Below are 25607 nucleotides of genomic sequence, written 5' to 3'. Positions count from 1 at the left end.
CATGGACTTCGTGCCTTACGCGGTGCCGTTTTTCATCGCCTTGATCGTGGTTGAACTGCTCGCCGACCGTTGGCGCGGGGAGCGTAACTACCGGGTGGCGGATGCCATCAACAGCCTCAGCACCGGCGTGCTGTCCACCACCACCGGGCTGCTGACCAAGGGCGTGGGGCTGCTGACCTACGCGTTCGCCCTCAAGCACCTGGCGCTGCTTGAGCTGTCGGCCCAGAGCGTCTGGACCTGGGTGTTCGCCTTTGTGTTCTACGACTTCTGCTACTACTGGCTGCATCGCTGCGGGCATGAGCGCAATATCCTGTGGGCCGCGCACTCGGTGCATCACCAGAGCGAGGACTACAACCTCACCACCGCCTTGCGCCAGACCAGCACCGGCTTTCTGCTGAGCTGGATCTTCTACCTGCCCCTGGCCGTGCTCGGCGTGCCGCTGCTGGTGTTTATCAGCGTAGCCTCGCTCAACCTGCTGTATCAATTCTGGGTCCACACCCGCCACGTGCCCAAGCTCGGTTGGTTCGAGTGGTTCTTCGTCACACCGTCCAATCATCGGGCTCACCATGCACAGAACGCTCTCTACATGGATCGCAACTACGGCGGGGTGTTCATTATTTGGGACCGACTGTTTGGTTCGTTCCAGGAAGAGGACGCTAACGAGCCGGTGATCTTTGGCGTCACCACCCCCTTGGCCAGTTGGAACCCGCTGTGGGCCAACCTGCAGTTCTATGCGCAGTTGTGGAGTGATGCGCGACGCACGCAAAGCCGCTGGGACAAGCTGCGTATCTGGTTCATGCGCACCGGTTGGCGGCCGGCCGATGTGAAGGCCAACTACCCGTTGGCCAAGCCGGATTTGAGCCAGTTCCGCAAATTCGAGGTGCCGCTGGATACGCGGCAACAGGTGTACGTCGCCCTGCAATTTGCGGTGTATGTGGGGTTTGGCAGTTATCTGATGAATGTCGGGGACGGGCTGCCCACGACGGCACTGGTGCTGGGCTGGAGTGCGATGGCGCTGGGCTTGTTTAGCTTGGGCGTCGCCCTGGAGAACCGCCCGTGGGCGTTGAGGGCGGAGCTGGTGCGCCTGGGGCTGAATGTGCCGCTGGTATGGCTGGCGCCGCTGGCCGGGCTATGGCCGGCCAGCCACCTGGGCTGGCTGGGCCTTTTGAGCTACAGCTTGCTGAGCCTGATGGGCCTCTACTGTTGCAGAGGCCGGCTTACTCGGCTGGCGTCTTAGTCGGCTCGACCGGGCTGGTCTCGCCCGTGTGTGTGGCGGCCAGTTGGGCCTTTGCATCGGCACAGGCTTGACGGGCGATGCGCGCGTTCTTGAACCGCCGCCGCAGCCAGAGAGCCAGGCCCAGCAGTAACAAAGCACCCAGCACCCACAGCTCGTACTTCTTGATGCTGCCCAGCATGCCTTCCAGAACCGCGCCAAAATGGTACGCCGCCGCGGCGAGCGCCGCCGCCCACACCGCCGCGCCAATGCCGTTGAGCACCAGGTAGCGCAAGGGCGGATAGCCGGACAGGCCAATCGCCACGGGCATCACTGTGCGTAATCCGTAGACGAAGCGGAAGCTCAGCACCCAGATATCCGGGTGCTTGCGGATATGTTCCAGGGCCTTGTCGCCCATCAATTGCCAGCGCGGCTTGCGCGCCAACAGTTTGCGGCCGTGTTTGCGCCCCATGTAGTACCAAAGCTGGTCGCCGGCGTAGCTGCCGAAAAAGGCAACGACCACCACCAGGTTGATATCCATATACCCACGGAACGCCAGGAAGCCTGCGAGAACCAGTATGGTTTCGCCTTCGAAGAACGTGCCTAGGAAGAGGGCAAAGTAGCCGAAGTCATGCAGAAATTGTTGAAGCATGGTCTGGGTGCTGGCGAAATGAACGCGCAGCCTACGCCTTCGTGAACATTCATGAAAGTATCGAAATGTGTCTCGAAGTGAACATTTCCTACATAAACGCCGAATGCGACTACAGGTCGCATGGATAAGCACAACTGTCATTCCTTCGTCATAATGGCCGCTTATAACTGCAACACTCGTCCGTAAATGCGGGCTCAGGAGTCTGTCGTGAGCTTTACCCCTGCCAATCGCCTGTTCCCCGCCACCCGTCTGCGCCGCAACCGTCGTGATGATTTTTCTCGCCGTCTGGTCCGTGAAAACGTACTCACCACGAACGATCTGATCCTGCCGGTCTTTGTGCTGGACGGGGAAAATCGTCGGGAAGCCGTGGCGTCGATGCCGGGTGTTGAGCGCTTGAGCATTGATCTGCTGCTTGAAGAGGCGGCGAACTGGGTCGAACTGGGGATTCCGGCGCTGGCGCTGTTCCCGGTGACGCCTGCGGAACTCAAGTCCCTCGATGCTGCCCAAGCCTGGAACCCGCAAGGGATCGCCCAACGCGCCACCCGCGCCTTGCGTGAGCGCTTCCCGGAATTGGGGGTAATCACCGATGTGGCCCTGGACCCGTTCACCACCCACGGGCAGGACGGCATTCTGGATGAAGAAGGCTACGTGCAAAACGACATCACCGTCGACGCGCTGGTCAAACAAGCCCTGTCCCATGCTGCAGCCGGGGCTCAGGTGGTCGCGCCGTCGGACATGATGGACGGCCGCATCCAGGCGATCCGCGAAGCCCTGGAGCTGGCCGGCCACGTCAATGTGCGAATCATGGCTTATTCGGCCAAATACGCCAGCGCCTACTACGGCCCGTTCCGCGATGCGGTGGGCTCGGCGCTGAACCTGGGCAAGGCCAACAAGGCCTCGTACCAGATGGACCCGGCCAACAGCCAGGAAGCCCTGCACGAAGTGGCCGCCGACCTGGCCGAAGGTGCCGATATGGTGATGGTCAAGCCCGGGATGCCCTACCTGGACATCCTTTATCGGGTCAAAGAAGAATTCAAGGTGCCGACCTTTGTCTATCAGGTCAGCGGTGAATACGCGATGCACATGGCCGCGATCCAGAATGGTTGGTTGAGTGAAGGGGTGATCCTCGAATCCCTGACAGCCTTTAAACGTGCCGGCGCTGATGGCATTCTGACCTACTTCGCCGCCCGCGCTGCCCAATTGCTTAGAGAGCAACAATAGCCCTCACAGGAACACTCGATGAATACCGAAGGACTCTCAGAAGTTGCCGTAAAAGACGCCCACCCGGTGGTTGAACAAGTCGCCGAAACCCCGCCGGAGCTGGAACCGCCTGTGGTGGTCGCCGAAGCGCCTGCTCCGGCGCCCGCGCCCGTCGTGGTGACCAACCTGGATGACAGCAGCCTGTACATCCACCGCGAGCTGTCACAGCTGCAATTCAACATCCGCGTGCTGGAGCAGGCGCTGGATGAGTCCTACCCGTTGCTGGAACGCCTGAAATTCCTGCTGATTTTCTCCAGCAACCTGGACGAGTTCTTCGAGATCCGCGTCGCCGGTCTCAAGAAACAAATCACCTTCGCCCGTGAACAAGCCGGCGCCGATGGCCTGCAACCGCATCAAGCCCTGGCACGCATCAGCGATCTGGTACACGGGCATGTGGATCGCCAATACGCAATCCTCAACGACATCCTGCTGCCAGAACTGGAAAAACATCAGGTCCGCTTTATCCGTCGCCGTCACTGGACCACCAAGATCAAGACCTGGGTGCGTCGCTACTTCCGCGACGAGATCGCGCCGATCATCACGCCGATCGGTCTCGACCCGACTCACCCGTTCCCGTTGCTGGTCAACAAGAGCCTGAACTTCATCGTTGAGCTGGAGGGTATCGACGCCTTCGGTCGCGATTCCGGCCTGGCGATCATCCCGGCACCGCGTCTGCTGCCACGGATCATCAAGGTACCGGAAGAGGTGGGGGGCGCTGGCGATAACTATGTATTCCTGTCGTCGATGATCCACGCGCACGCCGATGACCTGTTCCAGGGCATGAAGGTCAAGGGCTGCTACCAGTTCCGCCTGACCCGTAACGCCGACCTGGCGCTGGACTCCGAAGACGTCGAAGACTTGGCCCGCGCCCTGCGCGGTGAGCTGTTCTCGCGGCGCTACGGCGATGCGGTGCGCCTGGAAGTGGCCGACACCTGCCCGAAACACCTGTCGGACTACCTGCTCAAGCAGTTCAACCTCGGCGAGAGCGAGCTGTACCAGGTCAACGGCCCGGTCAACTTGACGCGTCTGTTCAGCATCACCGGCCTGGACAGCCACCCGGAGCTGCAATACACGCCGTTCACGCCGCAGATCCCGAAACTGCTGCAAAACAGCGAGAACATCTTCAGCGTGGTCAGCAAACAGGACATCCTGTTGCTGCACCCGTTCGAGTCCTTCACCCCGGTGGTCGACCTGCTGCGCCAGGCCGCCAAGGACCCGCATGTATTGGCGGTCCGCCAGACCCTGTACCGCAGCGGCGCCAACTCGGAAATCGTCGATGCGCTGGTGGACGCTGCGCGTAACGGCAAGGAAGTTACTGCGGTGATCGAACTGCGTGCGCGGTTCGACGAAGAGTCCAACCTGCAACTGGCCAGCCGCCTGCAAGCGGCCGGCGCGGTGGTGATCTACGGCGTGGTCGGGTTCAAGACCCACGCCAAGATGATGCTGATCCTGCGCCGCGAAGCCGGTGAGATCGTGCGTTACGCGCACTTGGGCACCGGCAACTACCACGCCGGCAACGCCAAGCTCTACACCGACTACAGCCTGCTGACCTCCGACGACGCCTTGTGTGAAGACGTCGGCAAGTTGTTCAGCCAGTTGATCGGCATGGGTAAGACGTTGCGCATGAAGAAGCTGCTGCATGCGCCGTTCACCCTGAAGAAGGGCATGCTCGACATGATCGCCCGCGAGACCCAGTTCGCCCTCGACGGCAAACCGGCGCACATCATCGCCAAGTTCAACTCGTTGACCGATCCGAAGATCATCCGCGCGCTGTACAAGGCCAGCCAATCCGGCGTGCGCATCGATCTGGTGGTGCGCGGCATGTGCTGCCTGCGGCCGGGCATCGTCGGGGTCTCGCACAACATCCATGTGCGCTCGATCATCGGGCGCTTCCTGGAGCACACGCGGGTGTTCTACTTCCTCAACGGCGGCGAAGAGCAGATGTACCTCTCCAGCGCCGACTGGATGGAGCGCAACCTCGATAAGCGCGTGGAGACGTGCTTCCCGGTGGAAGGCAAGAAGCTGATCATGCGGGTCAAGAAAGAGCTGGAAAGTTATCTCACCGATAACACCCACAGCTGGAGCCTGCAGTCGGACGGCCGCTACGTGCGCAACACGCCGACCGGCAACCAGAACCCGCGCAGCGCCCAGGCGACGCTGCTGGAGAAACTGGGTAGCCCGATTCTCGCGGTGAATTAACCCAGGCTGGCTCTGATCCAATGTGGGAGGGGGCTTGCCCCCGATGGCGGTGGTTCAGTCAAACTCATCCTTGACTGACACACCGCCATCGGGGGCAAGCCCCCTCCCACATTTGTTTTTCGGTGCTGTCTAGATCGAGTTAGTGCACATTCAGGCTGAAGCCCACCCGCGTCAGCCATTCCGCTTCCTGGGCGAAGTCCGCCTGGGTCAGCTGGTTTTCCTCCAGCCAGCCTTCCGGGAACACCACGTCGAGGCTGTCGCCGCTGGCGCGCAGGGTCACCTGGGGCATTTCCTGGGTGCCACGGATGTGGTGGAACAGGATCGCAAAGCGCAGCAGCACGCACAGGCGGATCAGCTTGATGCCTTCGTCACCGAATTCGGCGAACTTGTCCTTGGGGATATTGCGGCGATGGCCGCGTACCAACAGTGCGAGCATCTGCTGGTCTTCCCGGGAGAAACCGGCCAGGTCGGAGTGCTCGATCAGGTAGGCGCCGTGCTTGTGGTAATGGTAGTGGGCGATATCCAGGCCCACTTCATGCACCTTGGCCGCCCAGCCCAGCAGTTCGCGCCATACACCGTCTTCCAGGTCCCAGTCCGCAGCCACCTGGTCGAAGGCATGCAGGGCTTTGCGTTCCACGCGGGCCGCTTGTTCCAGATCGGCGTGATAGCGCTCCATCAACGAGCTGAGGGTGCGCTCACGCACGTCCTCGTGGTGATGACGGCCGAGCAGGTCGTAGAGCACGCCTTCGCGCAGGGCGCCGTCGCAGTGGTCCATGCGTTGCAGTTCGAGGGCGTCGAAGATCGCTTCGAGAATCGCCAGGCCCGCCGGGAAAATTGTGCGGCGGTCAGGCTTGATGCCGTCGAAGTCGATTTTCTCGGCATCGCCCAGTTTGAACAGCTTGCGCTTGAGCCACGCCAGGCCTTCGGCGTTGACCTCGCCGGTGCCATAGCCGCCGGCTTTCAAGGCCAGGCCGATGGCACGGATGGTGCCGGACGAACCGATGGCTTCATCCCAGGTCAGGCGATGCAGCGCGTGCTCGATGCTCATGATCTCCAGCCGCGCCGCCGTATAGGCCTGTGCATAGCGCGCCGGGGTGATCTTGCCGTCCTTGAAATAACGCTGGGTATAACTGACGCAGCCCATCTGCAGGCTTTCGCGCAGCAGCGGCTCAAAGCGCTGGCCGATGATGAACTCGGTACTGCCGCCGCCGATGTCCGCCACCAGGCGCTTGCCAGGGGTGTCGGCCAGGGTGTGGGACACGCCGAGGTAGATCAGGCGCGCTTCTTCGCGTCCGGAGATGACTTCCACCGGGTGCCCGAGGATTTCCTCGGCGCGGCGGATGAATTCGCCACGGTTACGGGCTTCGCGCAACGCGTTGGTGCCGACGATTCGCACAGCGCCCAGGGGCATGCCGTTGATCAATTGGGCAAAACGTTTGAGGCAATCGAGCCCTCGCTGCATGGATTCTTCATTGAGTTGGCGCGCGTCGTCGATTCCGGCAGCCAGTTGGACTTTCTCGCCTAGCCGCTCAAGGATGCGGATTTCGCCGTTCTGGGCCTTGGCCACGACCATGTGAAAGCTGTTGGAGCCCAGGTCGATGGCGGCGATCAGGGACAGATTCTTGGCTTGGGATTGCGGCATGGTTAGGGGGTCTCGGTCGATAACCTGACCATCGTGCCACGATCGACCGCTGGAGCCAACGCGTAGCGCTTCGCTAATTTTCCTATGACTGTCTGTGAGGAACTCTTGTGGGAAATGTAGGGCGGGTTTTTAAATTTGCCCTGAATGAAGTTTTAGTTTCGTAGGATTTTTTAACTAGTTGTCGTTGTAAAACTTTTTGTGATTTTCCCTACAGGGTTGTTGTTTGAAAACCTTTGGTTTTTTTGTTTGGGACTACCTCGTATTCGGGTAAAGGCGACTCTTTGTTTTTACAGCTCCCACACTAATTGATGTGTTATCTGATTCTTTAATGAGGGGCCAAAGCGACAGACTGTCACTCGGCAATATTGCCTGGGTGTTATTTATTTATAGTCGTGCAGGTCCAGAGAAATAAGCCGTTCGGCGCTGGGCTTGCTAAGAAGAAAATAAAGAACGCCTGATAACTTTCAGTGACAGGTCAAATATGAAAAAAATTGTTGGATTGACTCTCGGTCTCGCTTGCCTGGCTGCGGCCATCAGCGCACAGGCATCTACCGTTGCCCAGTTGTCCGTCAGGGGCACGATTACACCCGCTGCCTGCAACCTCAGCCTGACCGGGAGTGGCACTATCGATTACGGCACCATCCGCTCCGGCGAACTGTCCCAGACCGCGTTCAACCCGCGAGAGGAGAAAACCACCTCCCTGTCCGTCAGTTGCGGCACTACCCCTGCCAAGTTCGGGCTGAAACTCACCGATCTGCAGGCTGGCAGCAAGGTGACGGGCATTCTCGGTGCGGGTTTCACTGAAGCACAGAACTATGGCTTGGGTCTGGTCTCGGGCCGGCGAACCGGTGGCTATTCGGTCACTCTCAGGGACCTTCGGTCGTCGAGCACCGCGCTGTTTCCAATCATGCGTGTCGGCACCGGTGCCTGGCAGAACAGTGATGGCAAAGTTACTCAAGCCCCTACCCAGTATTCCTGGCGCAGCAGCACCACGGTTACACCGGCTTCAATCTCTCAGCTGACTGGCACCATCGCGGTGAAGGCAGTGATCAACAAAGGCCAGGACCTGGACCTGAGCCGCGACATTACCCTTGATGGGCGCGCCACCCTTGAACTGAGTTACATCTAAGCGACCCAACAGCAGCCGATCAAGAAACTAACTATTTCTTATCGGCTGTTTTCATGTGAGCGGTCAGTTGCCATTTGCTCAACGTCATGGTCACGGGGAATACCGAGTGCGTAGTCTTTCAATAATAAATAGTGTGCTGTCATGGAGTGTAAGTGCATGTCTCTGTTTTGCCACTGTTGCAGTAGCGGACGGCATGCAGCCGGAAACCACAGTGGTGGTGCTTTATGAGGAAGATGGCGAGGCCACAATAAATATCAGGAATACCGATTCAGGGCCGGCGTTACTTCATTCAGTAGTGGAAAATGTGCCCGAGGATCCGGAACCGTTATTAATTGTCACGCCTCCCATCACCCGCGTGGAGGCGGGCGAAACGCAGCTTGTGCGCTTCATCAGTACCTTGAAGGAACCGCTGAAGACCCAGCGGTTGAAGCGCGTATCTTTCGAGGGGATTCCCCAGGCGCGTGCCGCAGGCGGTGCGACGATCGGTATCACCCTGCGACAGAATTTGCCGCTGATTCTGCATCCCAAAAGCCTGCCGCGGCATCAAGCACCCTGGGAGCTGCTCACCTGGAAGCGGGCCGGGTCGCGTCTAACGGTTCACAACGACAGCGCCTACGTGGTGCGGTTGGCGCCCCAGGTGCAGCTACTTCCGCAGCAGGTCCTGGCGACGTTGCCGCGTACCTACATTTTGCCGGGGGAGGCGTTGACGGCGAAGGTTGACGGAACGTTGGACGGCTTGGCTGAAGTCGAGATCCAGCCCGCCACGGTCTACGGGTTTTCAGTGGACAGCTACCGCGCCCCGATCAGTGCCGAAGGGGATTGAGCGGCTCATGACAAACCTGTCGAGTAACAAATCTACGATTTTTATCCGGCCTCGCCGCCCCACGCTGCTCATTGGGTTTGCGACGCTGTGGAGCTTGCCCGGCCTGGCCCCGGCGCTGGAGTTGGGCGAGGGTTTCGACCTCGCGGCACTGACCACCCACGGCATTGACCCGAAGGTCTCCGACTACTTCCGCAGTGCGGCGCGTTTTCGCGAAGGCGTCCAGGTGGTGGGGCTGCGGGTCAACGGGAACCCGCTCGGGTCAGTCGATGCGCGGTTCGACGCCCAAGGGCAATTGTGTTTCACCCCGGGCTTGCTCGAGAAAGCCGGGTTGGTGCAGCCCCGCGCCGTTGTCCGCGAAGGCGCCTCACCGGACCAGGCCTGCCATGACTTCCTGGGGGCCTTTCCGACGACGATGGTTCGGCTCCGGCCCGGCATCGATGAGGTGGCACTGGTGGTGCCGACCCAGGCATTGCATGAACCCCAGTGGGAGGCCGGGCACTTTGCCCAGGGCGGCGCGGCGGCGATGTTCAACTATGACGTGCTGGGTTTCGACAGCCGTTCGCGCAGTGGGCCCAGCCGGTTCGTGTCGGCCTACACCGAAGCGGGCTTCAACCTGGGCGACTGGATTGTGCGCAGCCGCCAGTTTTATGTGTCTGACAATGGTGAAGCCCGTACCGAACACCTGTATGCCTACGCCCAGCGGGATATCGCCGCGTTGCAATCGACTTTTCAGATGGGCCAGCTCTCCAGCAACAACCCGCTGTTTGGTGGTATCCAGTTGTCCGGCATCCAGTTTTCCCCCGATGGTCAGTCGCGGGCGCCGGCGGGCAGCAACAACGCAGTCGTCGAAGGTCTGGCCCAGAGTCAGTCGCGGATTGAAGTGCGCCAGTCCGGCGTGCTGATCCATAGCACGCTGGTGCCCGAAGGCCCCTTCCGGCTGACGGGGTTGCCTTTGCTCAATGGCACCAGCGACCTCGACGTCAGCGTGATCGATGTGCGCGGCGCCAAGCGCAGTTTCGTGGTGCCGGCGGCATCATTCGCGGGAGCGGCCCCGGCGGCGCCCGGTTATTACTTTTCCCTCGGCAAGGTGCGCGAAAATATCGACGCGCAGGCTCCGTCACCGGTGGTCGCCATGGGCAGTGGCACCTGGGGCCTGGGGCGTGAATCGTCGGCGGGGTTTGGCGTATTGAGTACCGAAGAATACTGGTCGGCAGGCGGCACCCTGAGCAGCGTGTTTTTCCAGCGGGTAGCCGTTGGCGCTCGTCACAATGTGTCCCGAGACAGCCGTAACGCCGTGTCGGGTTCGCGTAGCAGCGTGTCCGCGAGCAGCCCGGTCTACGCCAATATGGACGTGAACTTCAGCGCCACCACCCAGACCCGAGGGTATCGCGAGGTCCTTGAAGCGGGCCGCTCGTTCAAGGCCGACGAGCTGGATTCGCGCTTCAAGAACCAGTACACGGCGGGCATGAGCTGGGCCGACCCAACCCTGGGCGTGTTCTCCCTGGGCTATTCGCGCAGTGCGCAATTTGACCGGCACACGGCCGAACACGTGTTTGCTTCGTGGAACAAGTCGTTCAGCTACGTCGATGTCGCATTGATCGCCGATTCGCAGGTGGGCGGTACACGGCCTCGCCGTGATGCCGCCGCTGCCGGCGACCGGCGCGATAGCGCGGAGGACAATGATCTGTCGGTACGGCTGCAGATCAGCGTGCCGCTGGGCGGTGATCGTCGTGTGAACAGCTACGTCAGTCGGCGTGGCGACCAGTCCCGCGTCGGTACGGCGCTCAGTGAGCGGGTCAATGAGTATGTGAATTACGAGGTGGGCGTCGAACGCGACCTTAGCGCCCGCGAGCAGTCGGTTCACGGCCATGTGGACTTGCTGCCACGCTACACCCGCGTCGGCCTGGGCGTCAGCCGGGATGCGCTGGGCACCGGTTATACGGGGCAGTTGCAAGGCGGCATCGTCGCGCACGAAAACGGCCTGACATTTTCGCCCTATGCCGTGCAGGACACGTTTGGCATCGTTTCGGTGGGGGATATCGGTTCTGCAAAAGTCGAAACCCCGCAGGGTCCGGTGTGGACTGACTTCACCGGGCAGGCGGTGATTGCCGGCTTGCCCGCGTATGCCAATAGCCGCGTCGAAGTGCAGACGCAGTCGTTGCCCAGACGGGTTGACCTGAGGAACGGCACCCAGGTGCTCGCCGCCGGTCGCGGGTCCTTCAATACCGTCGCGTTCGATGTGGTGACAGTGCGCCGCGTGCTACTCACCGCCAGTGATCAGCACGGTCGGCCGTTGCCCCAGGGCGCTTCGGTGTTCGGCAAGGATGACCGCTTCCTGACCAGCGTGGCGGGCGAGGGCATGATTTTCCTGAATGACGTCAATGAGTCGCAAAGCCTGCGGGTTTCGTTGCCGGACTCTTCCACCTGCCTGCTAAGCCTTGACCCCGGAACCAAGCCTGATCATGACAAGTTCTATGAGACCACGACGGCGGTGTGCCATGGCCGGTAAGTGGAAAAGTACGGGCGTCGCCCTGTTCTGCACGGTGTTGATGGCCCAGGGCGTGCGCGCTGAAAACTGCCGGTTGTCCGTGAGCCAGCCGCGCATCGACTATGGGGTCATTCGCCGGGAGGCCCTTGTCGAAAGCACCACCTTGGCCCTTGGCACCCGCACGCTGCATCTGAACGTCGCGTGTGCGCAGCCTTCGGTGATGGCGTTGCGGTTCATCGGTGCGGCGGACGGGCAAGGTTTCCGGTTTGATCGCCAGGGGCGTATGCGTATGCATCTCAGGCATGCTCAGGTGGATGGGCGCGCCGTGGAGTGGGAAGTGGCGCATCTGCCCGGTGAAACCGTCAGCGGGCAGTTGTTACCGGGCCAGGTCCTGGTGGCACGCGCAGCAGGCCAAACAATGCTCGGCCAGCGACTGACCGCCCAGGTCGATGTCGATATCGACCTGCCTTCCGATGCCCTGCAGGTCCGCAGTCAGACGCGGCTGGAGGGGCAGGGCACCTTTGAGCTGGTCAGCCCGGCTGTCCCACTGAGCCGATGAAGTTGGCCAGTTCGGGCGTTCTGGGGTTGGCGAACAGCGCCTGGGGTGGGCCTACTTCATGCACCTTGCCCTGGTGCATGAACACCAGCTTGTCCCCGACTTCGCGGGCGAAACGCATTTCGTGGGTCACCATGATCAGGGTCATGCCGTCCTTGGCCAGTTGGCGCACCACGCTGAGTACTTCATTGACCAGTTCCGGGTCCAGCGCCGAGGTGATCTCGTCGCACAGCAGCACCTTGGGCGACATGGCCAGTGCGCGGGCTATGGCGACGCGTTGCTGCTGGCCGCCGGACAGGCGATCAGGGAAGGCGTCGAACTTCTCGCCCAGGCCGACCCGCTCCAGCATCTGCCGCGCCAATTGGGCGGCCTTGGCCTTGGGCACTTTCTGCACTACCTGCGGCGCGAGCATGACGTTTTCGCCCACCGTCAGGTGCGGGAACAGGTTGAACTGTTGGAACACCATGCCGACTTTTTGTCGCAGGCTGCGCAGGTCGGCGCGGGCGGCGTCGAGGTATTCGCCGTCGACTTCGATCACACCGTCGTTGATCGACTCCAGGCCATTGAGGGTGCGCAGCAAGGTCGACTTGCCCGAGCCGCTGCGGCCGATGATCGCGACGACCTGGCCTTCTTCAACGGTCAAGTCGATGCCCTTGAGCACGTGGTGATCGCCGTAATACTTATGCAGGGCGGAAATTCTAAGCAGAGGCATGCAGTCTCCTTTCCAGGTAGCGCGCACTGAGGGACAAGGGGTAACAGAGCAGGAAGTAACCGAGGGCCACCAGGCCGTAGACCATAAAAGGCTCGAACGTGGCGTTGGCGAGCATGCCGCCGGTCTTGGTCAGTTCGGTGAAGCCGATGATCGAGGTCACGGCAGTGCCTTTGACCACTTGCACCGAGAACCCCACGGTAGGTGCTACGGCAATCCGCAGGGCCTGGGGCAGGATCACGTAGCGCAGCTGTTCAAGCGGATTCAGGGCCAGGCTGGCCGAGGCTTCCCACTGCCCGTGGGCGATGGAGTCGACGCAGCCACGCCAGATCTCGGCGAGGTAGGCGCTGGTAAACAAGGTCAAGGCAATCGCCGCCGCCAGCCAGGGCGAGATATCCACCCCAAGCAGGGCAATGCCGAAAAACACCAGGAACAGCTGCATCAACAGCGGCGTGCCCTGGAACAGTTCGATATAGGTGCGGGCGACATTGCGCGGGAAGGCTTTGCGGCTGATGCGCATCGTCATCACCAGCAGGCCGATCAGGCCACCGCCTACAAACGCCACCAGCGACAGCAAGAGCGTCCATTGCAGGCCGATGAGCAGGTTGCGCACGATGTCCCAGAAGGAAAAATCACTCATCGGCTGTTCCTCATCACAAACCGGCGACCGATCCAGTTGAGCAACTGGCGAATCATCAGCGCCATGCACAGGTACACCAGGGTGGTCAGGGCATAGGTCTCAAAGGCGCGGAAGTTGCGCGACTGGATGAAGTTAGCGGCAAAACTCAGCTCTTCGGTGGCGATCTGCGAACACACCGCCGAGCCGAGCATCACAATGATGATCTGGCTGCTCAGGGCCGGCCACACCTTGCCCAGCGCCGGCAGCAGGACCACATGGCGGAACGCCTCGAAGCGCGTCATCGCCAACGCGGCGGCGGCCTCTAGCTGGCCACGGGGGATCGCCTGGATGCCGGCGCGGATGATTTCGGTGGAATAGGCGCCCAGGTTGATCACCATTGCCAATACCGCCGCTTGCCATTCGGTGATTTTCAGCCCCAGGGAAGGCAGGCCGAAGAAGATGAAAAACAACTGCACCAGAAATGGCGTGTTGCGGATCAACTCGACATACACCCCGAAGAACCAGGCGAACGGCTGGATTTTCCACGCCCGCACCACTGCGCCGACGGTGCCCAGGGCGACCCCCAGGATCGCACCGATCGCCGTCAGTTCAAGGGTGAACAGGGCGCCGCGCAACAGCAGGTCGGTATTGGCCAGCACCGGCACAAAGTCGAATTGATAGGCCATGAATCAGCTCCGTCGCAGGCTTCAGAGATCAGCAGGCAGGGGTTCTTTCAGCCACTGCAGCGCGTTTTTTTCCAGGCTGCCGTCGGCCTTGGCCGCGACCAGGATCTGGTTGACCTTCTCCAGCAGCGCCGGCTCGTTCTTGTTCACGCCCACGTACACCGGCGAATCCTTGAGCTTCACTTTCAGCGCCGGCACGCGTTTCGGGCTGCGCTCGCTGATCGCAACCATCACCACGTTGCCGCTGGCGATCAGGTCGACCTGGCCGGCCAGGTAGGCGGCGATGGTCGAGTTGTTGTCTTCGAAGCGCTTGATCGTGGCTTCCTTGGGCGCAACGGCCGTCAGCTCGATGTCTTCGATGGCGCCACGGGTCACGCTGATGGTCTTGCCCTTGAGGTCGTCGATGCTGCTGATGGCGGCATCAGGCGGGCCGAATACGGCCAGGTAAAAGGGCGCGTAGGCCTTGGAGAAGTCGATGACCTTTTCCCGCTCGGGGTTCTTGCCCAGGCTGGAGATCACCAGGTCGACCTTGCCGGTCGTGAGGAACGGGATGCGGTTGGTGCTGTTGACCGGGGTCAGCTCCAGTTTGACCTTGAGCTGGTCGGCCAGCAGCTTGGCGGTGTCGATGTCCAGGCCGCGTGGTTTCATGTCGGGGCCGACCGAGCCGAACGGCGGGAAGTCCTGGGGCACGGCGACCTTCAAGGTGCCGCGGGCAACGATATCGTCCAGACCGTTGGCCTGGGCGGGAGCCTGGCTCAGCATCAGGCTGGCAAACAGGGCGGTGAGCAGGGCGCTGTAGCGCTTGGTCATGGGAACTCTCCGAGAAGGGCGAAGGGACATTCTGTTTTTGCCCAGTGCACAGCCCATGCCATGACTGCTCGGATTGTCCGCAAGGCCGGGATTTGTTGCGTTGTGGTGGTCTTACTGGTCTGAACAGTGAGCGCGGTTTTCGCACCGTTTTCGAGCGCCGGCAAAACCGCGCGAGCCCCTTTGGGGCGTGGCTTGCCGCCAGGCGCGAATAGCTTTACAACTACGCGCTCAGTTGTCTGAAACCTTGAGTTTTTTATGAATTCCATCGCCCAAGCGGTACCGGAAGCGGCCTTGCAGGCCATCCGCAAACTGATCAAGGAGCAAGGCTTCGGGCCGGGCGACGCACTGCCATCCCAGCGCGACCTGGCGCTGCAGTTGGGCGTGAGCCGGGCGTCATTGCGCGAGGCGTTGTCGTCCCTCAGTGCCTTGGGGGTGGTCAGCGTGCAGCCGGGCAAAGGCGTGTTCGTACAAGAGGCGCAAGACTCGCCGGGGTTTGCGTGGCCCTTCGCGGCCCAGGCGACGCCGCTGGATATCTTCCAGTTGCGCTATGCCCTGGAGGGGTTTGCGTCGGGGTTGGCGGCCGTCACGCTGACCATCGATGAGCTGGACCGCCTGGAAGATAATGTCGAGGCCATGCGCAAGGTGCTCAAGGCCGGCGACTTCGAAGCCGCCGCCCGGCTGGACTTCGAATTCCACCAGCGCCTCCTCCTGGCCAGTGGCAATCAGGCGATGGTCAGCATCCTGAGTGCCAGCGCCGAGGTGTTCCTGGAGAGCCAGAAGCTACCGTTCATCCGGCCGGAACGGGCCATGGAAACCTGGCAGGAGCACCGTAGAATTCTGCGCGCGCTGGCCCGTCGCGCCAGTGCGGCGGCGCAGAAAAGCATGCAGGAGCACGTGCGCAATGCGGCGTTGCGCACGGGGATTGCCTTTGTGACGCCGGTGTCTCCGTGAGCGGGGCGATACCCAAACTCATGCAACACCATAGCAAGACTCAATCAGAGGCGGCTTCCTGAACGGGGGAAGGGCAGCTATGATGGGCCACGTTTTTTTTGCTTACAATCCGGAGACATCCATGAGCAACGATCTTATCAAGCACGTCACTGACGCGACCTTTGAGGCCGAAGTACTCAAGGCAACTGGCCCGGTGCTGGTTGACTACTGGGCTGAATGGTGTGGCCCTTGCAAAATGATCGCTCCGGTTCTGGACGAGATTGCAACCACCTACGCTGGCAAGCTGACCATTGCCAAGTTGAACATCGACGAAAACCAGGGAACCCCGGCCAAGCACGGCGTGCGTGGTATTCCGACGCTGATGCTGTTCAAGGACGGCAACGTGGAAGCGACCAAAGTGGGCGCGCTGTCGAAGTCCCAGTTGGCGGCATTCCTCGACGCGAACATCTAAGCGTCGTCAAAAAAGCCCCGCAATTTGCGGGGCTTTTTCGTGAAACAGGGCTAGACGCTCCGAAATTCAGGTGGTACATTCGGCCCCGCACTGGTTTCTCCACTGCCCCCTGCAAGCCGTCGCCGACGCATTCCTTTTCGATTAGTACGCGATCATGTCGCCTTCTCTGCGGCGCGGCCTCATTAAGCCAAAAGCTTAATTTCCCCCCTCCATAAATGATTACGTCATTCCTATATGAATCTGACTGAACTCAAGCAAAAGCCGATTACCGACCTGCTCCAATTGGCCGAAGAGATGGGCATAGAAAATATGGCCCGTTCGCGCAAGCAGGACGTGATTTTCTCCCTGCTCAAAAAGCACGCGAAAAGCGGCGAGGAAATTTCCGGTGATGGCGTGCTGGAGATTCTCCAGGACGGCTTCGGCTTCCTCCGCTCTGCGGACGCTTCCTATCTCGCCGGCCCAGACGATATCTATGTCTCGCCGAGCCAGATCCGTCGCTTCAACTTGCGCACCGGTGACACCATCGTTGGCAAGATCCGCCCTCCGAAGGAAGGCGAGCGTTATTTCGCCCTGCTCAAGGTCGACACGATCAACTTCGATCGTCCCGAGAACGCGAAAAACAAGATTCTCTTCGAGAACCTGACCCCGCTGTTCCCGACCGTGCGCATGAAGATGGAAGCCGGCAACGGTTCCACCGAAGACTTGACCGGTCGTGTGATCGACCTGTGCGCCCCGATCGGCAAGGGCCAGCGTGGCCTGATCGTCGCACCGCCGAAAGCCGGTAAGACCATCATGCTGCAGAACATTGCAGCGAACATCGCGCGTAACAACCCTGAAGTTCACCTGATCGTGCTGCTGATCGATGAACGTCCGGAAGAAGTGACCGAAATGCAGCGCACCGTGCGCGGCGAAGTGGTTGCCTCGACGTTCGATGAGCCGCCAACCCGCCACGTGCAGGTTGCCGAAATGGTGATCGAGAAGGCCAAGCGCCTGGTCGAACACAAGAAAGACGTGGTGATCCTGCTCGACTCCATCACCCGTCTGGCCCGTGCCTACAACACCGTGATCCCGAGCTCCGGCAAGGTATTGACCGGTGGTGTCGATGCCCACGCCCTGGAGAAACCGAAACGTTTCTTCGGCGCCGCGCGCAATATCGAAGAAGGCGGCTCGCTGACCATCATCGCTACCGCGCTGGTTGAAACCGGCTCGAAGATGGATGAAGTGATCTACGAAGAGTTCAAGGGTACCGGCAACATGGAACTGCCCCTGGACCGTCGTATCGCTGAAAAGCGTGTGTTCCCGGCCATCAACATCAACCGTTCCGGCACCCGCCGTGAAGAGTTGCTGACGGCCGACGACGAACTGCAGCGCATGTGGATCCTGCGCAAGCTGCTGCACCCGATGGACGAAGTCGCCGCCATCGAGTTCCTGATCGACAAGCTGAAAACCACCAAGACCAACGACGAGTTCTTCCTGTCGATGAAGCGTAAGTAATACGACGTTTCAGGTCCAAAAAAATGGCGCCCTTCGGGGCGCCATTTTTTTTACGTCGAAAATAAGTGCGTTTTATGTCATAAGTGTCGGTTAAGTAACAAAAAGTAAACATGCGCTTACTTCAGCTCCCATTCGTATCAGATTGACCACCATTCTTATGACCACTCTTGCTTATCGAAGAGACATTGATGGCCTGCGTGCTATCGCTGTCCTTGCTGTCGTGCTGTTCCATTTTGGGGTTCCGGGCGTCACCGGCGGCTTTGTCGGCGTCGACGTGTTCTTTGTGATTTCAGGCTTCTTGATCACCTCGATTATCTGGCGCGAACGCCAGGCCGGGCGTTTCAGCTTCGTGAACTTCTGGGCGCGCCGTGCGCGGCGTATCTTGCCGGCATTGTTTGTGATGATGGCCGCGACACTGGCAGTGGGCTGGTTTTTGCTGGCGCCCAAGGACTATGAAGCGCTGGGGCGCTCTGCGCACTATCAGGTGACGTTCACCTCCAACCTCTTGTTTGCCCGCCAGCACGGCTATTTCGATATGGCCTCCGACATCAAACCCTTGCTGCACACCTGGTCGCTGGCGGTAGAAGAGCAGTTCTACATCCTCTTTCCATTCCTGCTGACCCTGCTTTCAAGCCGTTTGAAACACTGGCGTCTGGCGTTGTTCGCGGTGTTGCTGGTGTCATTTGGCATGAGTGTCTGGGCGGTTTCCCATCAGCCGCAGAAAGCGTTCTACCTGCTGCACTTGCGTGCCTGGGAATTGCTGGCCGGCGCCGTGCTGGCGGTCATGCCCAGGTATGAGTGGCGCGCTTCAACGCGCCTGGCGCAAGGGGTCAGCCTGGTCTCCCTGGGATTGATCCTGACCGCCATATTCGGTTTTGACCGACATACACCGTTCCCAGGCGCGGCGGCTTTGTTGCCGGTGCTGGGCACGGTCGGGTTGATCTGGGCCAATGGGCAGCAAGTGACCTGGGTCGGGCGGCTGCTGAGTTCGCGGCTGATGGTGGGCGTGGGGCTTATTTCCTATTCCTGGTACCTGTGGCATTGGCCGGTGTTCGTGTACGCCAACTACGCCGCGGTTGATGGCTTGAACGTGGCGCAATTGGGCGGGTTGATACTGCTGAGCCTGGTGCTGGGTTATTTGTCCTGGCGCTTCGTGGAGGCGCCGTTTCGGGAAAAACGTCTGCTGGCCGGGCGCAAGGCGATCCTGGTTGCTGCCGCAGCCGGCATCCTGTGCTTCGGCATCACCGGCCTGGCATTACGTGAAACCAATGGCGTGCCTTGGCGCCTGTCCGAACAGGCATTGCGTTATGCCCAGGCGAAGAAGTGGAGCCCGGAACTGACGGCCTGCCTGGCGGACCAGAAAACCCCGGATGAGCGGCTGTTTTGCCATTTCGGCCCACAAAGCCGCTCGGTGTCCACGCTGGTCTGGGGCGACAGCCACGCCACAGTCTTGATTCCGGCGCTGAAGGACGCGGCCAAACGCCACGATATCAGTCTGGTCCAGGCCAGTTTTGCCGGCTGCATGCCGTTGGACGGTCTCGAGAACATCACCCAGTGCGCGCATTTCAACCAGCGCGTCGAGAAGGCCCTGGCCGAACAGTCGTTCAGCGATGTAGTGCTGGCGGCGCGCTGGAGCCTGTACCTTTATGGGCAAATGTCGGGCGATAAGGAGCTCGCGCTCAAGGACCCGAGTACCGGTGAGTACGCGCGCGCCGTGGCGGAGCAGCGCTTCGCCGAGGGCCTGCGTGAGCGCATCAGAGGGTTGCGCGCCGCCGGGCATCGCGTGTGGCTGGTCAAGGAGGTCCCGCTGCAGAAAATCATCGTGCCTTACCGCCTCAGTCGCCTGGCCATGATGCACCGCCCGGTTGAAGGGGAAGGGCTTCCCGTGGCCGAGCATGAACAGCGCCAGGCCTTCATTACTCAGCTATTCAACGCGTTGGCGGCGGCCGACAGCGGCGTGGTGGTGCTCGACCCCGCGCCCCTGCTGTGTGGCGCCGACGGTCTGTGCCGGGTCGAGCGCGATGGCCGTGCGCTGTATACCGACGATAACCACCTCTCCGACGTCGGCGCGCGGCACATCGAAGCCTTCCTGGAGCCGCTGTTCAGTTCGCTGCAATCACGGGGGCTGACGGCCAATTAAGCTGCCAGCCGCCCTCATAGCAGGTAGGATGTACGCCTATTTTACGGGTGGCATGGTTAATGAAATTCAAGGATCTTCGGGATTTCGTGCAGCAACTTGAGCAGCGCGGAGAGTTGAAACGTATCCAGGTGCCGGTTTCGCCGGTGCTGGAAATGACAGAGATTTGCGACCGTACCCTGCGCAACAAGGGCCCGGCGCTGCTGTTCGAGAACCCGACCGGTTTTGATATCCCGGTGCTCGGCAACCTGTTCGGCACCCCCGACCGCGTGGCCTTTGGCATGGGCGCCGAGTCGGTCAGCGAACTGCGCGAGATCGGCAAGTTGCTGGCCTTCCTCAAAGAGCCCGAGCCACCCAAGGGCTTGAAGGACGCCTGGTCGAAGCTGCCGATCTTCCGCAAGATCATTGCCATGGCGCCCAAGGTGGTCAAGGACGCGGCGTGCCAGGAAGTCGTCATCGAAGGCGATGACGTCGACCTGGGCATGCTCCCGGTGCAGACCTGCTGGCCCGGCGACGTTGGCCCGCTGATCACCTGGGGCCTGACCGTCACCAAAGGCCCGAACAAGGATCGCCAGAACCTCGGTATCTACCGTCAGCAAGTGATCGGCCGCAACAAGGTGATCATGCGTTGGCTGAGCCACCGTGGCGGCGCGCTGGACTTCCGTGAATGGTGCGAAAAGCACCCCGGCCAGCCGTTCCCGGTCTCCGTGGCCCTGGGCGCCGACCCGGCGACCATCCTCGGCGCCGTGACCCCGGTGCCTGACAGCCTGTCCGAATACGCCTTCGCTGGCCTGCTGCGCGGCAACCGCACCGAGCTGGTGAAGTGCCGTGGCAACGACCTGCAAGTGCCGGCCACGGCGGAAATCATCCTCGAAGGCGTGATCCACCCCGGCGAAATGGCCGACGAAGGCCCCTACGGCGACCACACCGGCTACTACAACGAAGTCGACAGCTTCCCGGTGTTCACCGTCGAGCGCATCACTCATCGGATCAAGCCGATCTACCACAGCACCTACACCGGCCGTCCGCCGGATGAGCCAGCGATTCTCGGGGTGGCGCTGAACGAAGTGTTCGTGCCGATCCTGCAGAAGCAGTTCCCGGAAATCACCGACTTTTACCTGCCGCCGGAAGGCTGTTCGTACCGCATGGCCATCGTGACCATGAAGAAGTCGTACCCAGGCCATGCCAAGCGGGTCATGCTCGGCGTGTGGTCGTTTTTGCGACAGTTCATGTACACCAAGTTCGTTATCGTCACCGACGATGACATCAATGCCCGCGACTGGAACGACGTGATCTGGGCCATCACCACGCGCATGGACCCCAAGCGCGACACGGTGATGATCGACAACACGCCGATCGACTACCTCGATTTCGCCTCGCCGGTCTCGGGCCTGGGCTCGAAGATGGGCCTGGATGCCACGCACAAATGGCCGGGTGAGACCACCCGCGAGTGGGGCAGGGTGATCGTCAAGGACGAAGCCGTGACGGCGCGTGTCGATGCGATCTGGAAAGAGTTGGGAATAGATTGATGCGTGTAACCCTGCAACCTTCCGGCGCCGTATTGGCGCTGGACCCTGGCGAGCGAATCCTCGAAGGTGCGCGCCGCCTGGGCTACGAATGCCCGCAAGCCTGCCGCAATGGCGTGTGCCATGTGTGTGCGGCGCTGTTGGTGGAAGGCCGGGTGCAGCAGGCCGGTGAGGTGCGCGACCATGGTGAGTTCTACACCTGCATCGCCGAGCCGCTGGAAGATTGTGTGGTGTTGTGGGATGGCGTGCTGGCGCCGGGAGAGTTGCCGTTGCGCAAGTTGTCGTGCCAAGTGAGTGAGTGTGTGGAAGTCGGTGGCGATGTCTGGCGCGTGCGCTTGCTCGCCCCGGCCGGCAAGGCCGTGCGTTACCACGCCGGGCAATACCTGATGATTGAACGGGAAAACGGCGAGAAGTCGGCGTTTTCCCTGGCCTCGGCGCCTCACTCCGGACGTGAGCTGGAACTGCACGTGCTGGCTCGCGAAGACAGCGCGCGCAACCTGCTCGAACAGTTGCAGCGCAACCGGATGGCCCGCATCGAGCTGCCGTTTGGCGATACCCACCTGGCCGAGTTGCCCGATGGGCCGCTGGTATTGATCGCCGCCGGTACCGGCATGGCGCAGATGCACAGCCTGATCGAGCATTGCCGCGCGTCCGGCTTCAAGCACCCGGTGCACCTGTATTGGGGCGTGCGACGCCCGGAAGATTTCTACGAGATCGAACATTGGGATCAATGGTTGCAACTGCCCAACCTGTTCCTGCACAAAGTGGTCAGCGACCTGTGCGGCTGGGAAGGGCGCTGTGGGCTGTTGCATGAAGCGGTGTGCGAAGACATCCACGACCTCAAAGGCGTGTATGTCTACGCCAGCGGTTCACCGGCGATGATCTACGGCACATTGGATGCGCTGGTGGATGCCGGCATGGATGCACATCAGATGCGTGCCGACGTATTCGCCTACGCCCCACGGCCCTGAAGCCCTACGCTGGCTTCTAATGGGGGCGCTGGCGTCGCGGTCAGAAACGCACGCCGGTCGTGATCATCGCCGCATTGAACCCCAGCAGCACCAGCTCCGCCGCCACTGGCCCGTAATGGGTGCCTACGGACGGAATGATCACCGGCGCCACGCCGAAACGGTTCAACGGGATCTTGTCGCGGTACTTGCCGCGATAGCCCTGAATCGCCCCGCCTGTTAGCTTCAAATAGACCGGATAGTCGGTCATGTCATAGCGTTTTCCCGCATAGACGTAGTAGGACCGCTGGCTGAACGAGTTGCGAAACGTCGCCGCGCCATACACCAGGCCTGACGCCTCATTGCGCTCCAGGCCGAGCAAATCCTGATGGTTGTTATGCTCGGGGTCCGGCGCGAAGTGCCGGGTGTAGACGCTGGTCTGCGCATACCAGAAGCCCTTGTCATTGTCGGTAGGCGGGGCTTCGGCCGCGAGGGCAGTGGTGGCCTGGGCCAGGAACAGCAGGCCAGACAGTCGAATTTTTTTCATGGGGTGACCTCGATTAGTCGGTATGAGGGGCGGCTAGGTGGGTCGTGATGTGCGCGCTAGTTTGAAGGTTACGTGTGCACCCAGGCTGAACCGGGGCTGACAGTAGCGGGATTGGCGCCCTGAATCCTGACGAACGGATGGAACCACGCCCCAGCCCCGGGGCAACTCGGCCGATTAGCACTTTTTCGTCATACGGTTACAGCGGCGGGTTCTATTACGGTAAAGTTACTTACAATTGGTAATAGATTTTCGTAGCTGCACAGGAGACCTCAGCGATCCGCCATGACCGCCATTGAATCCGATCTTTTGCAATTGGCTTACCCTCCGCAGCTCGATCTGGGGCCGCAACTCACTCACGAACAGTTGATGAGCTCAATGCAGGCCACCATGGCCCGGCATAAGGGTGGGCCGGTCTGGCTATTCGCTTACGGTTCGCTGATCTGGCGGCCTGAGTGTTCGTCGACCGAGCGGGTGCGGGCACGAATCCACGGGTATCACCGCGGCTTGTACCTGTGGTCCCACGAGCATCGGGGTACGCCGGAAATACCCGGATTGGTCTTCGGCCTGGATCGCGGTGGTTCGTGCAGCGGCTTTGCCTACCGCCTGCCGGAAGACCAGTTGGAGGCCTCGCTTTACGCCTTGTGGCAGCGCGAAATGCCTTACCCCTCCTATCGGCCGCACTGGCTCAGTTGCCGTCTGGAAGATGGCAGTCGGGTGCAGGCGCTGGGGTTTGTATTGGAGCGGCACCTGCCGAGCTACGCCGGCAATCTGCCCGACATCGTGCTCAGCCACGTGCTGCAAAGCGCTTGCGGGCGTTACGGCACTACGCGCGATTATGTCGAGCAGACCGTCAACGCCCTGCGTAGCCACGCCATGCCAGACAAAAACCTGGAGGCGCGGCTCAAGCGTTGTGCCAAGGATTGCTCAGGCGATTAACGCGCCGAGCTGACACTGTTGGTGTGCCCCATCGGGTTGAGCCAGTACACCAGGGTCGCTACGGTCACCAGCGCCATGAACACGATACCGGTCGGTCGCAGTTGGCGTCTGCAGGACGCTGGATATCAAAATGTGGGAGGGGGCTTGCCCCCGATGGCGCTGGTTCAGTCAACAGATGTATTAACTGATCCACTGTCATCGGGGGCAAGTCGAATCGTCGCACCGCCCCTCCCACATTTGAGCGCATTTCATATTGGTTAGCGGGTTTGCACGACCACCTTGCCCACGGCCTTGCGCTGCCCCAGGTCATTGATCGCCTGGGCGGCCTGCTCAAGTGGATACACCCGCGACACCAGCGGTTTCAACTTGCCCTCGGCATACCAACCAAACAGCTGCTGGAAGTTCGCCGCATTGTCCTGCGGCTGGCGCTGGGCGAACGCGCCCCAGAACACCCCGACCACGGCCGCACCTTTGAGCAGTGCCAGGTTCACCGGCAGCTCTGGAATACGCCCGCTGGCAAAACCCACCACCAGCAGGCGGCCGTTCCAGGCGATCGCGCGGATGGCCTGGTCAAACAGGTCGCCGCCCACCGGGTCGTAGATCACGTCGGCGCCGTTGCCGTCGGTCAGGCGTTTGACCTCATCTTTCAGGCTGGTTTCGCTGTAGTTGATCAGCTCATCGGCGCCGGCGGCCTTGGCCACCGCCAGCTTGTCGGCGCTGCTGGCGGCGGCGATCACGCGGGCGCCCATGGCCTTGCCGATTTCCACGGCGGCCAGGCCCACGCCGCCGGAGGCGCCGAGGACCAGCAGGGTTTCGCCGGGTTGCAGGTTGGCCCTTTGTTTCAGGGCGTGCATCGAGGTGCCATAGGTCATGCTGAACGCGGCTGCGGTGTTGAAGCCCATGCTGGGCGGGATCGGCAGTACGTTATAGCCGGGCACCGCGACCTGCTCGGCAAAACTGCCCCAGCCGGTCAGCGCCATCACGCGGTCACCGACCTTCAGGTGGCTGACTTTTTCCCCCACTTCGCTGACCACCCCCGCCGCTTCGCCACCCGGCGAGAACGGGAACGGCGGCTTGAACTGGTACTTGCCCTCGATGATCAGCGTGTCCGGAAAGTTGACCCCGGCGGCATGCACGTCCAGCAGGATTTCGTTCTTCTTGATCGCCGGGCTGGCGATCTCTTCCAGCACCAGGGTTTCGGCGGGGCCGAAGGCTTTGCACAGCACAGCTTTCATCGGACTATTCCTTTTGGCGTCGTGGCCGATAAGTGTAGGAGGGTGCGCCCGTGGGTCAACAAGCATGCCCGGGCCTGATAAGTCGCCATAAGCTTGTGCTCTGCCCTGCTAGCGTTATGCTACTGGGCAACAGAATGTGAGGAATGAACTGTGAAAGCGTGGATTTTGTTGATGCTCGCCCTGACCTTGCCGATGGCGGCCCAGGCCCAAGAGGCGAAAGAAGGCGAGGCGCCGAAGGTCAGCTATATCAGCCTGGCCCCGCCGCTCGTGGGCAACTATGGCCTGGATGGCACGGCCAAGCTCAAGGTGTACAAGGCCGATATCGCCCTGCGCGTGACCGGCACCGAAGCGGCTGCCGCCGTCAAAGCCAACGATGCGTTGATTCGTAATCAACTGGTGGCGCTGTTCACCCAGCAAACCAACGAGAGCATGAGCACCGTTGAAGGCAAGGAAAAACTGCGCCAGGAAGCCCTGAAGCAGACCCAGCAAGTGATGAACGACGAAACCGGCAAGCCGGTGGTGGAAGACCTGTTGTTCAACAACCTGATCATCCAATAGTCGCGGCGCGACGATCACGAGCAAGCCTGCTCCCACCAGGGA

General features: G+C 61.1%; 23 protein-coding genes. 15 read left to right on the top strand and 8 right to left on the bottom strand.

From position 1 onward, the window contains the following. Position 1 precedes the first annotated feature (1 nt). Positions 2-1237, top strand: a complete 1236-nt coding sequence (locus J2Y83_RS27795) for a sterol desaturase family protein (protein WP_253400079.1) — start codon at positions 2-4, stop codon at positions 1235-1237. Here J2Y83_RS27795 and J2Y83_RS27790 read toward each other — a convergent pair. Beyond that, a complete protein-coding gene (locus J2Y83_RS27790) occupies positions 1218-1865 on the bottom strand; it encodes a DedA family protein (protein WP_253400078.1) in 648 nt (215 codons plus the stop codon). The two genes, J2Y83_RS27795 and J2Y83_RS27790, sit on opposite strands and share 20 nt — an antisense overlap. Before the next feature lie 207 nt (positions 1866-2072). Between J2Y83_RS27790 and hemB the strand changes: the two genes are divergently transcribed. Together hemB and ppk1 are read left to right on the top strand one after the other, a co-directional pair. Further along, on the top strand, positions 2073-3086 hold the full coding sequence (gene hemB, locus J2Y83_RS27785) for a porphobilinogen synthase (RefSeq protein WP_247398884.1): 1014 nt from the start codon (positions 2073-2075) through the stop codon (positions 3084-3086). A gap of 18 nt (positions 3087-3104) precedes the next feature. Next, complete coding sequence (gene ppk1 / locus J2Y83_RS27780) at positions 3105-5324, top strand: polyphosphate kinase 1 (protein WP_247398886.1); 2220 nt, start codon at positions 3105-3107, stop codon at positions 5322-5324. 139 nt (positions 5325-5463) lie between these two features. Here ppk1 and ppx read toward each other — a convergent pair whose 3' ends face one another. Then, entirely contained in the window at positions 5464-6966 is a 1503-nt protein-coding gene (gene ppx, locus J2Y83_RS27775) for an exopolyphosphatase (protein WP_253400077.1), read from the bottom strand. Between the two features lie 481 nt (positions 6967-7447). On the opposite strand from ppx, the gene J2Y83_RS27770 reads away from it, so the two are divergent. The 4 genes from J2Y83_RS27770 to J2Y83_RS27755 all read left to right on the top strand — a co-directional run bounded on the left by J2Y83_RS27770 (position 7448) and on the right by J2Y83_RS27755 (position 11965). Beyond that, positions 7448-8095, top strand: coding sequence for a DUF1120 domain-containing protein (locus J2Y83_RS27770; RefSeq protein WP_253400076.1), 648 nt, complete (start codon positions 7448-7450; stop codon positions 8093-8095). A gap of 133 nt (positions 8096-8228) precedes the next feature. Continuing rightward, on the top strand, positions 8229-8918 hold the full coding sequence (locus J2Y83_RS27765; protein ID WP_253400456.1) for a fimbria/pilus chaperone family protein: 690 nt from the start codon (positions 8229-8231) through the stop codon (positions 8916-8918). Positions 8919-8925: 7 nt separating this feature from the next. Beyond that, positions 8926-11427, top strand: a complete 2502-nt coding sequence (locus J2Y83_RS27760) for a fimbria/pilus outer membrane usher protein (RefSeq protein WP_253400075.1) — start codon at positions 8926-8928, stop codon at positions 11425-11427. Continuing rightward, positions 11417-11965 carry a hypothetical protein gene (locus J2Y83_RS27755; protein ID WP_253400074.1) on the top strand — a complete coding sequence of 183 codons (549 nt, stop codon included), beginning with the start codon at positions 11417-11419 and terminating at the stop codon, positions 11963-11965. The genes J2Y83_RS27760 and J2Y83_RS27755 overlap by 11 nt, the downstream gene beginning before the upstream one ends. Here J2Y83_RS27755 and J2Y83_RS27750 read toward each other — a convergent pair. From J2Y83_RS27750 to J2Y83_RS27735, 4 genes are read right to left on the bottom strand one after another with little or no spacing between them, the layout of a single operon-like run. After that, on the bottom strand, positions 11937-12674 hold the full coding sequence (locus tag J2Y83_RS27750) for an amino acid ABC transporter ATP-binding protein (protein ID WP_017845136.1): 738 nt from the start codon (positions 12672-12674) through the stop codon (positions 11937-11939). The genes J2Y83_RS27755 and J2Y83_RS27750 overlap by 29 nt on opposite strands. Then, positions 12661-13311: an amino acid ABC transporter permease gene (locus J2Y83_RS27745; RefSeq protein WP_253400073.1), complete on the bottom strand. Its 651-nt coding sequence runs from the start codon at positions 13309-13311 to the stop codon at positions 12661-12663. Before J2Y83_RS27745 ends, J2Y83_RS27750 begins: the two co-directional genes overlap by 14 nt. After that, complete coding sequence (locus J2Y83_RS27740) at positions 13308-13976, bottom strand: amino acid ABC transporter permease (protein ID WP_017736949.1); 669 nt, start codon at positions 13974-13976, stop codon at positions 13308-13310. The genes J2Y83_RS27745 and J2Y83_RS27740 overlap by 4 nt, the downstream gene beginning before the upstream one ends. A 21-nt stretch (positions 13977-13997) precedes the next feature. Further along, a complete protein-coding gene (locus tag J2Y83_RS27735) occupies positions 13998-14783 on the bottom strand; it encodes a transporter substrate-binding domain-containing protein (protein ID WP_253400072.1) in 786 nt (261 codons plus the stop codon). A gap of 255 nt (positions 14784-15038) precedes the next feature. Here J2Y83_RS27735 and J2Y83_RS27730 point away from each other — a divergent pair, with 255 nt between their 5' ends. The 6 genes from J2Y83_RS27730 (at position 15039) to J2Y83_RS27705 (ending at position 22313) form a co-directional block, all read left to right on the top strand. Further along, positions 15039-15734, top strand: a complete 696-nt coding sequence (locus tag J2Y83_RS27730) for a FadR/GntR family transcriptional regulator (protein WP_247398908.1) — start codon at positions 15039-15041, stop codon at positions 15732-15734. 121 nt (positions 15735-15855) lie between these two features. Next, entirely contained in the window at positions 15856-16185 is a 330-nt protein-coding gene (gene trxA, locus J2Y83_RS27725) for a thioredoxin TrxA (protein ID WP_253400071.1), read from the top strand. A gap of 234 nt (positions 16186-16419) precedes the next feature. Next, positions 16420-17679, top strand: a complete 1260-nt coding sequence (gene rho / locus J2Y83_RS27720; protein ID WP_003176825.1) for a transcription termination factor Rho — start codon at positions 16420-16422, stop codon at positions 17677-17679. A 157-nt stretch (positions 17680-17836) separates the two neighbouring features. Further along, entirely contained in the window at positions 17837-19819 is a 1983-nt protein-coding gene (locus J2Y83_RS27715) for an acyltransferase family protein (protein ID WP_253400070.1), read from the top strand. A 59-nt stretch (positions 19820-19878) separates the two neighbouring features. Further along, on the top strand, positions 19879-21345 hold the full coding sequence (gene ubiD / locus J2Y83_RS27710; RefSeq protein WP_253400069.1) for a 4-hydroxy-3-polyprenylbenzoate decarboxylase: 1467 nt from the start codon (positions 19879-19881) through the stop codon (positions 21343-21345). Further along, a complete protein-coding gene (locus tag J2Y83_RS27705) occupies positions 21345-22313 on the top strand; it encodes a CDP-6-deoxy-delta-3,4-glucoseen reductase (protein WP_253400068.1) in 969 nt (322 codons plus the stop codon). Before ubiD ends, J2Y83_RS27705 begins: the two co-directional genes overlap by 1 nt. A gap of 40 nt (positions 22314-22353) precedes the next feature. On the opposite strand, the gene J2Y83_RS27700 is transcribed toward J2Y83_RS27705, so the two are convergent. Continuing rightward, entirely contained in the window at positions 22354-22836 is a 483-nt protein-coding gene (locus tag J2Y83_RS27700; protein ID WP_253400067.1) for a sn-glycerol-3-phosphate transporter, read from the bottom strand. A 282-nt stretch (positions 22837-23118) separates the two neighbouring features. Between J2Y83_RS27700 and J2Y83_RS27695 the strand changes: the two genes are divergently transcribed. Next, positions 23119-23772 (top strand): gamma-glutamylcyclotransferase, encoded by a 654-nt coding sequence (locus J2Y83_RS27695; protein ID WP_247406191.1) that lies wholly within the window; start codon positions 23119-23121, stop codon positions 23770-23772. A 257-nt stretch (positions 23773-24029) separates the two neighbouring features. On the opposite strand, the gene J2Y83_RS27690 is transcribed toward J2Y83_RS27695, so the two are convergent. Beyond that, a complete protein-coding gene (locus tag J2Y83_RS27690) occupies positions 24030-25007 on the bottom strand; it encodes an NADPH:quinone oxidoreductase family protein (protein ID WP_253400066.1) in 978 nt (325 codons plus the stop codon). A 150-nt stretch (positions 25008-25157) separates the two neighbouring features. On the opposite strand from J2Y83_RS27690, the gene J2Y83_RS27685 reads away from it, so the two are divergent. Further along, on the top strand, positions 25158-25565 hold the full coding sequence (locus tag J2Y83_RS27685; RefSeq protein WP_253400065.1) for a flagellar basal body-associated protein FliL: 408 nt from the start codon (positions 25158-25160) through the stop codon (positions 25563-25565). Positions 25566-25607 lie beyond the last annotated feature (42 nt).

This window comes from Pseudomonas marginalis (genome assembly GCF_024169655.1).
GTDB lineage: Bacteria > Pseudomonadota > Gammaproteobacteria > Pseudomonadales > Pseudomonadaceae > Aquipseudomonas > Aquipseudomonas paraveronii.
The sequence above is the reverse complement of the archived record's forward strand: the minus strand, read 5'-3'. Positions and strand labels throughout refer to the sequence as shown.

What these genes read in the sequence shown, in the direction of transcription:
- J2Y83_RS27795 (WP_253400079.1), top strand. Translation starts at nt 2, where the DNA reads ATGGACTTCGTGCCTTACGCGGTGCCGTTTTTCATCGCCTTGATCGTG.
- J2Y83_RS27790 (WP_253400078.1), bottom strand. Translation starts at nt 1,865, where the DNA reads ATGCTTCAACAATTTCTGCATGACTTCGGCTACTTTGCCCTCTTCCTA.
- ppk1 (WP_247398886.1), top strand. Translation starts at nt 3,105, where the DNA reads ATGAATACCGAAGGACTCTCAGAAGTTGCCGTAAAAGACGCCCACCCG.
- ppx (WP_253400077.1), bottom strand. Translation starts at nt 6,966, where the DNA reads ATGCCGCAATCCCAAGCCAAGAATCTGTCCCTGATCGCCGCCATCGAC.
- J2Y83_RS27770 (WP_253400076.1), top strand. Translation starts at nt 7,448, where the DNA reads ATGAAAAAAATTGTTGGATTGACTCTCGGTCTCGCTTGCCTGGCTGCG.
- J2Y83_RS27760 (WP_253400075.1), top strand. Translation starts at nt 8,926, where the DNA reads ATGACAAACCTGTCGAGTAACAAATCTACGATTTTTATCCGGCCTCGC.
- J2Y83_RS27755 (WP_253400074.1), top strand. Translation starts at nt 11,417, where the DNA reads ATGGCCGGTAAGTGGAAAAGTACGGGCGTCGCCCTGTTCTGCACGGTG.
- J2Y83_RS27750 (WP_017845136.1), bottom strand. Translation starts at nt 12,674, where the DNA reads ATGCCTCTGCTTAGAATTTCCGCCCTGCATAAGTATTACGGCGATCAC.
- J2Y83_RS27745 (WP_253400073.1), bottom strand. Translation starts at nt 13,311, where the DNA reads ATGAGTGATTTTTCCTTCTGGGACATCGTGCGCAACCTGCTCATCGGC.
- J2Y83_RS27740 (WP_017736949.1), bottom strand. Translation starts at nt 13,976, where the DNA reads ATGGCCTATCAATTCGACTTTGTGCCGGTGCTGGCCAATACCGACCTG.
- J2Y83_RS27735 (WP_253400072.1), bottom strand. Translation starts at nt 14,783, where the DNA reads ATGACCAAGCGCTACAGCGCCCTGCTCACCGCCCTGTTTGCCAGCCTG.
- J2Y83_RS27730 (WP_247398908.1), top strand. Translation starts at nt 15,039, where the DNA reads ATGAATTCCATCGCCCAAGCGGTACCGGAAGCGGCCTTGCAGGCCATC.
- trxA (WP_253400071.1), top strand. Translation starts at nt 15,856, where the DNA reads ATGAGCAACGATCTTATCAAGCACGTCACTGACGCGACCTTTGAGGCC.
- rho (WP_003176825.1), top strand. Translation starts at nt 16,420, where the DNA reads ATGAATCTGACTGAACTCAAGCAAAAGCCGATTACCGACCTGCTCCAA.
- J2Y83_RS27715 (WP_253400070.1), top strand. Translation starts at nt 17,837, where the DNA reads ATGACCACTCTTGCTTATCGAAGAGACATTGATGGCCTGCGTGCTATC.
- ubiD (WP_253400069.1), top strand. Translation starts at nt 19,879, where the DNA reads ATGAAATTCAAGGATCTTCGGGATTTCGTGCAGCAACTTGAGCAGCGC.
- J2Y83_RS27705 (WP_253400068.1), top strand. Translation starts at nt 21,345, where the DNA reads ATGCGTGTAACCCTGCAACCTTCCGGCGCCGTATTGGCGCTGGACCCT.
- J2Y83_RS27700 (WP_253400067.1), bottom strand. Translation starts at nt 22,836, where the DNA reads ATGAAAAAAATTCGACTGTCTGGCCTGCTGTTCCTGGCCCAGGCCACC.
- J2Y83_RS27695 (WP_247406191.1), top strand. Translation starts at nt 23,119, where the DNA reads ATGACCGCCATTGAATCCGATCTTTTGCAATTGGCTTACCCTCCGCAG.
- J2Y83_RS27690 (WP_253400066.1), bottom strand. Translation starts at nt 25,007, where the DNA reads ATGAAAGCTGTGCTGTGCAAAGCCTTCGGCCCCGCCGAAACCCTGGTG.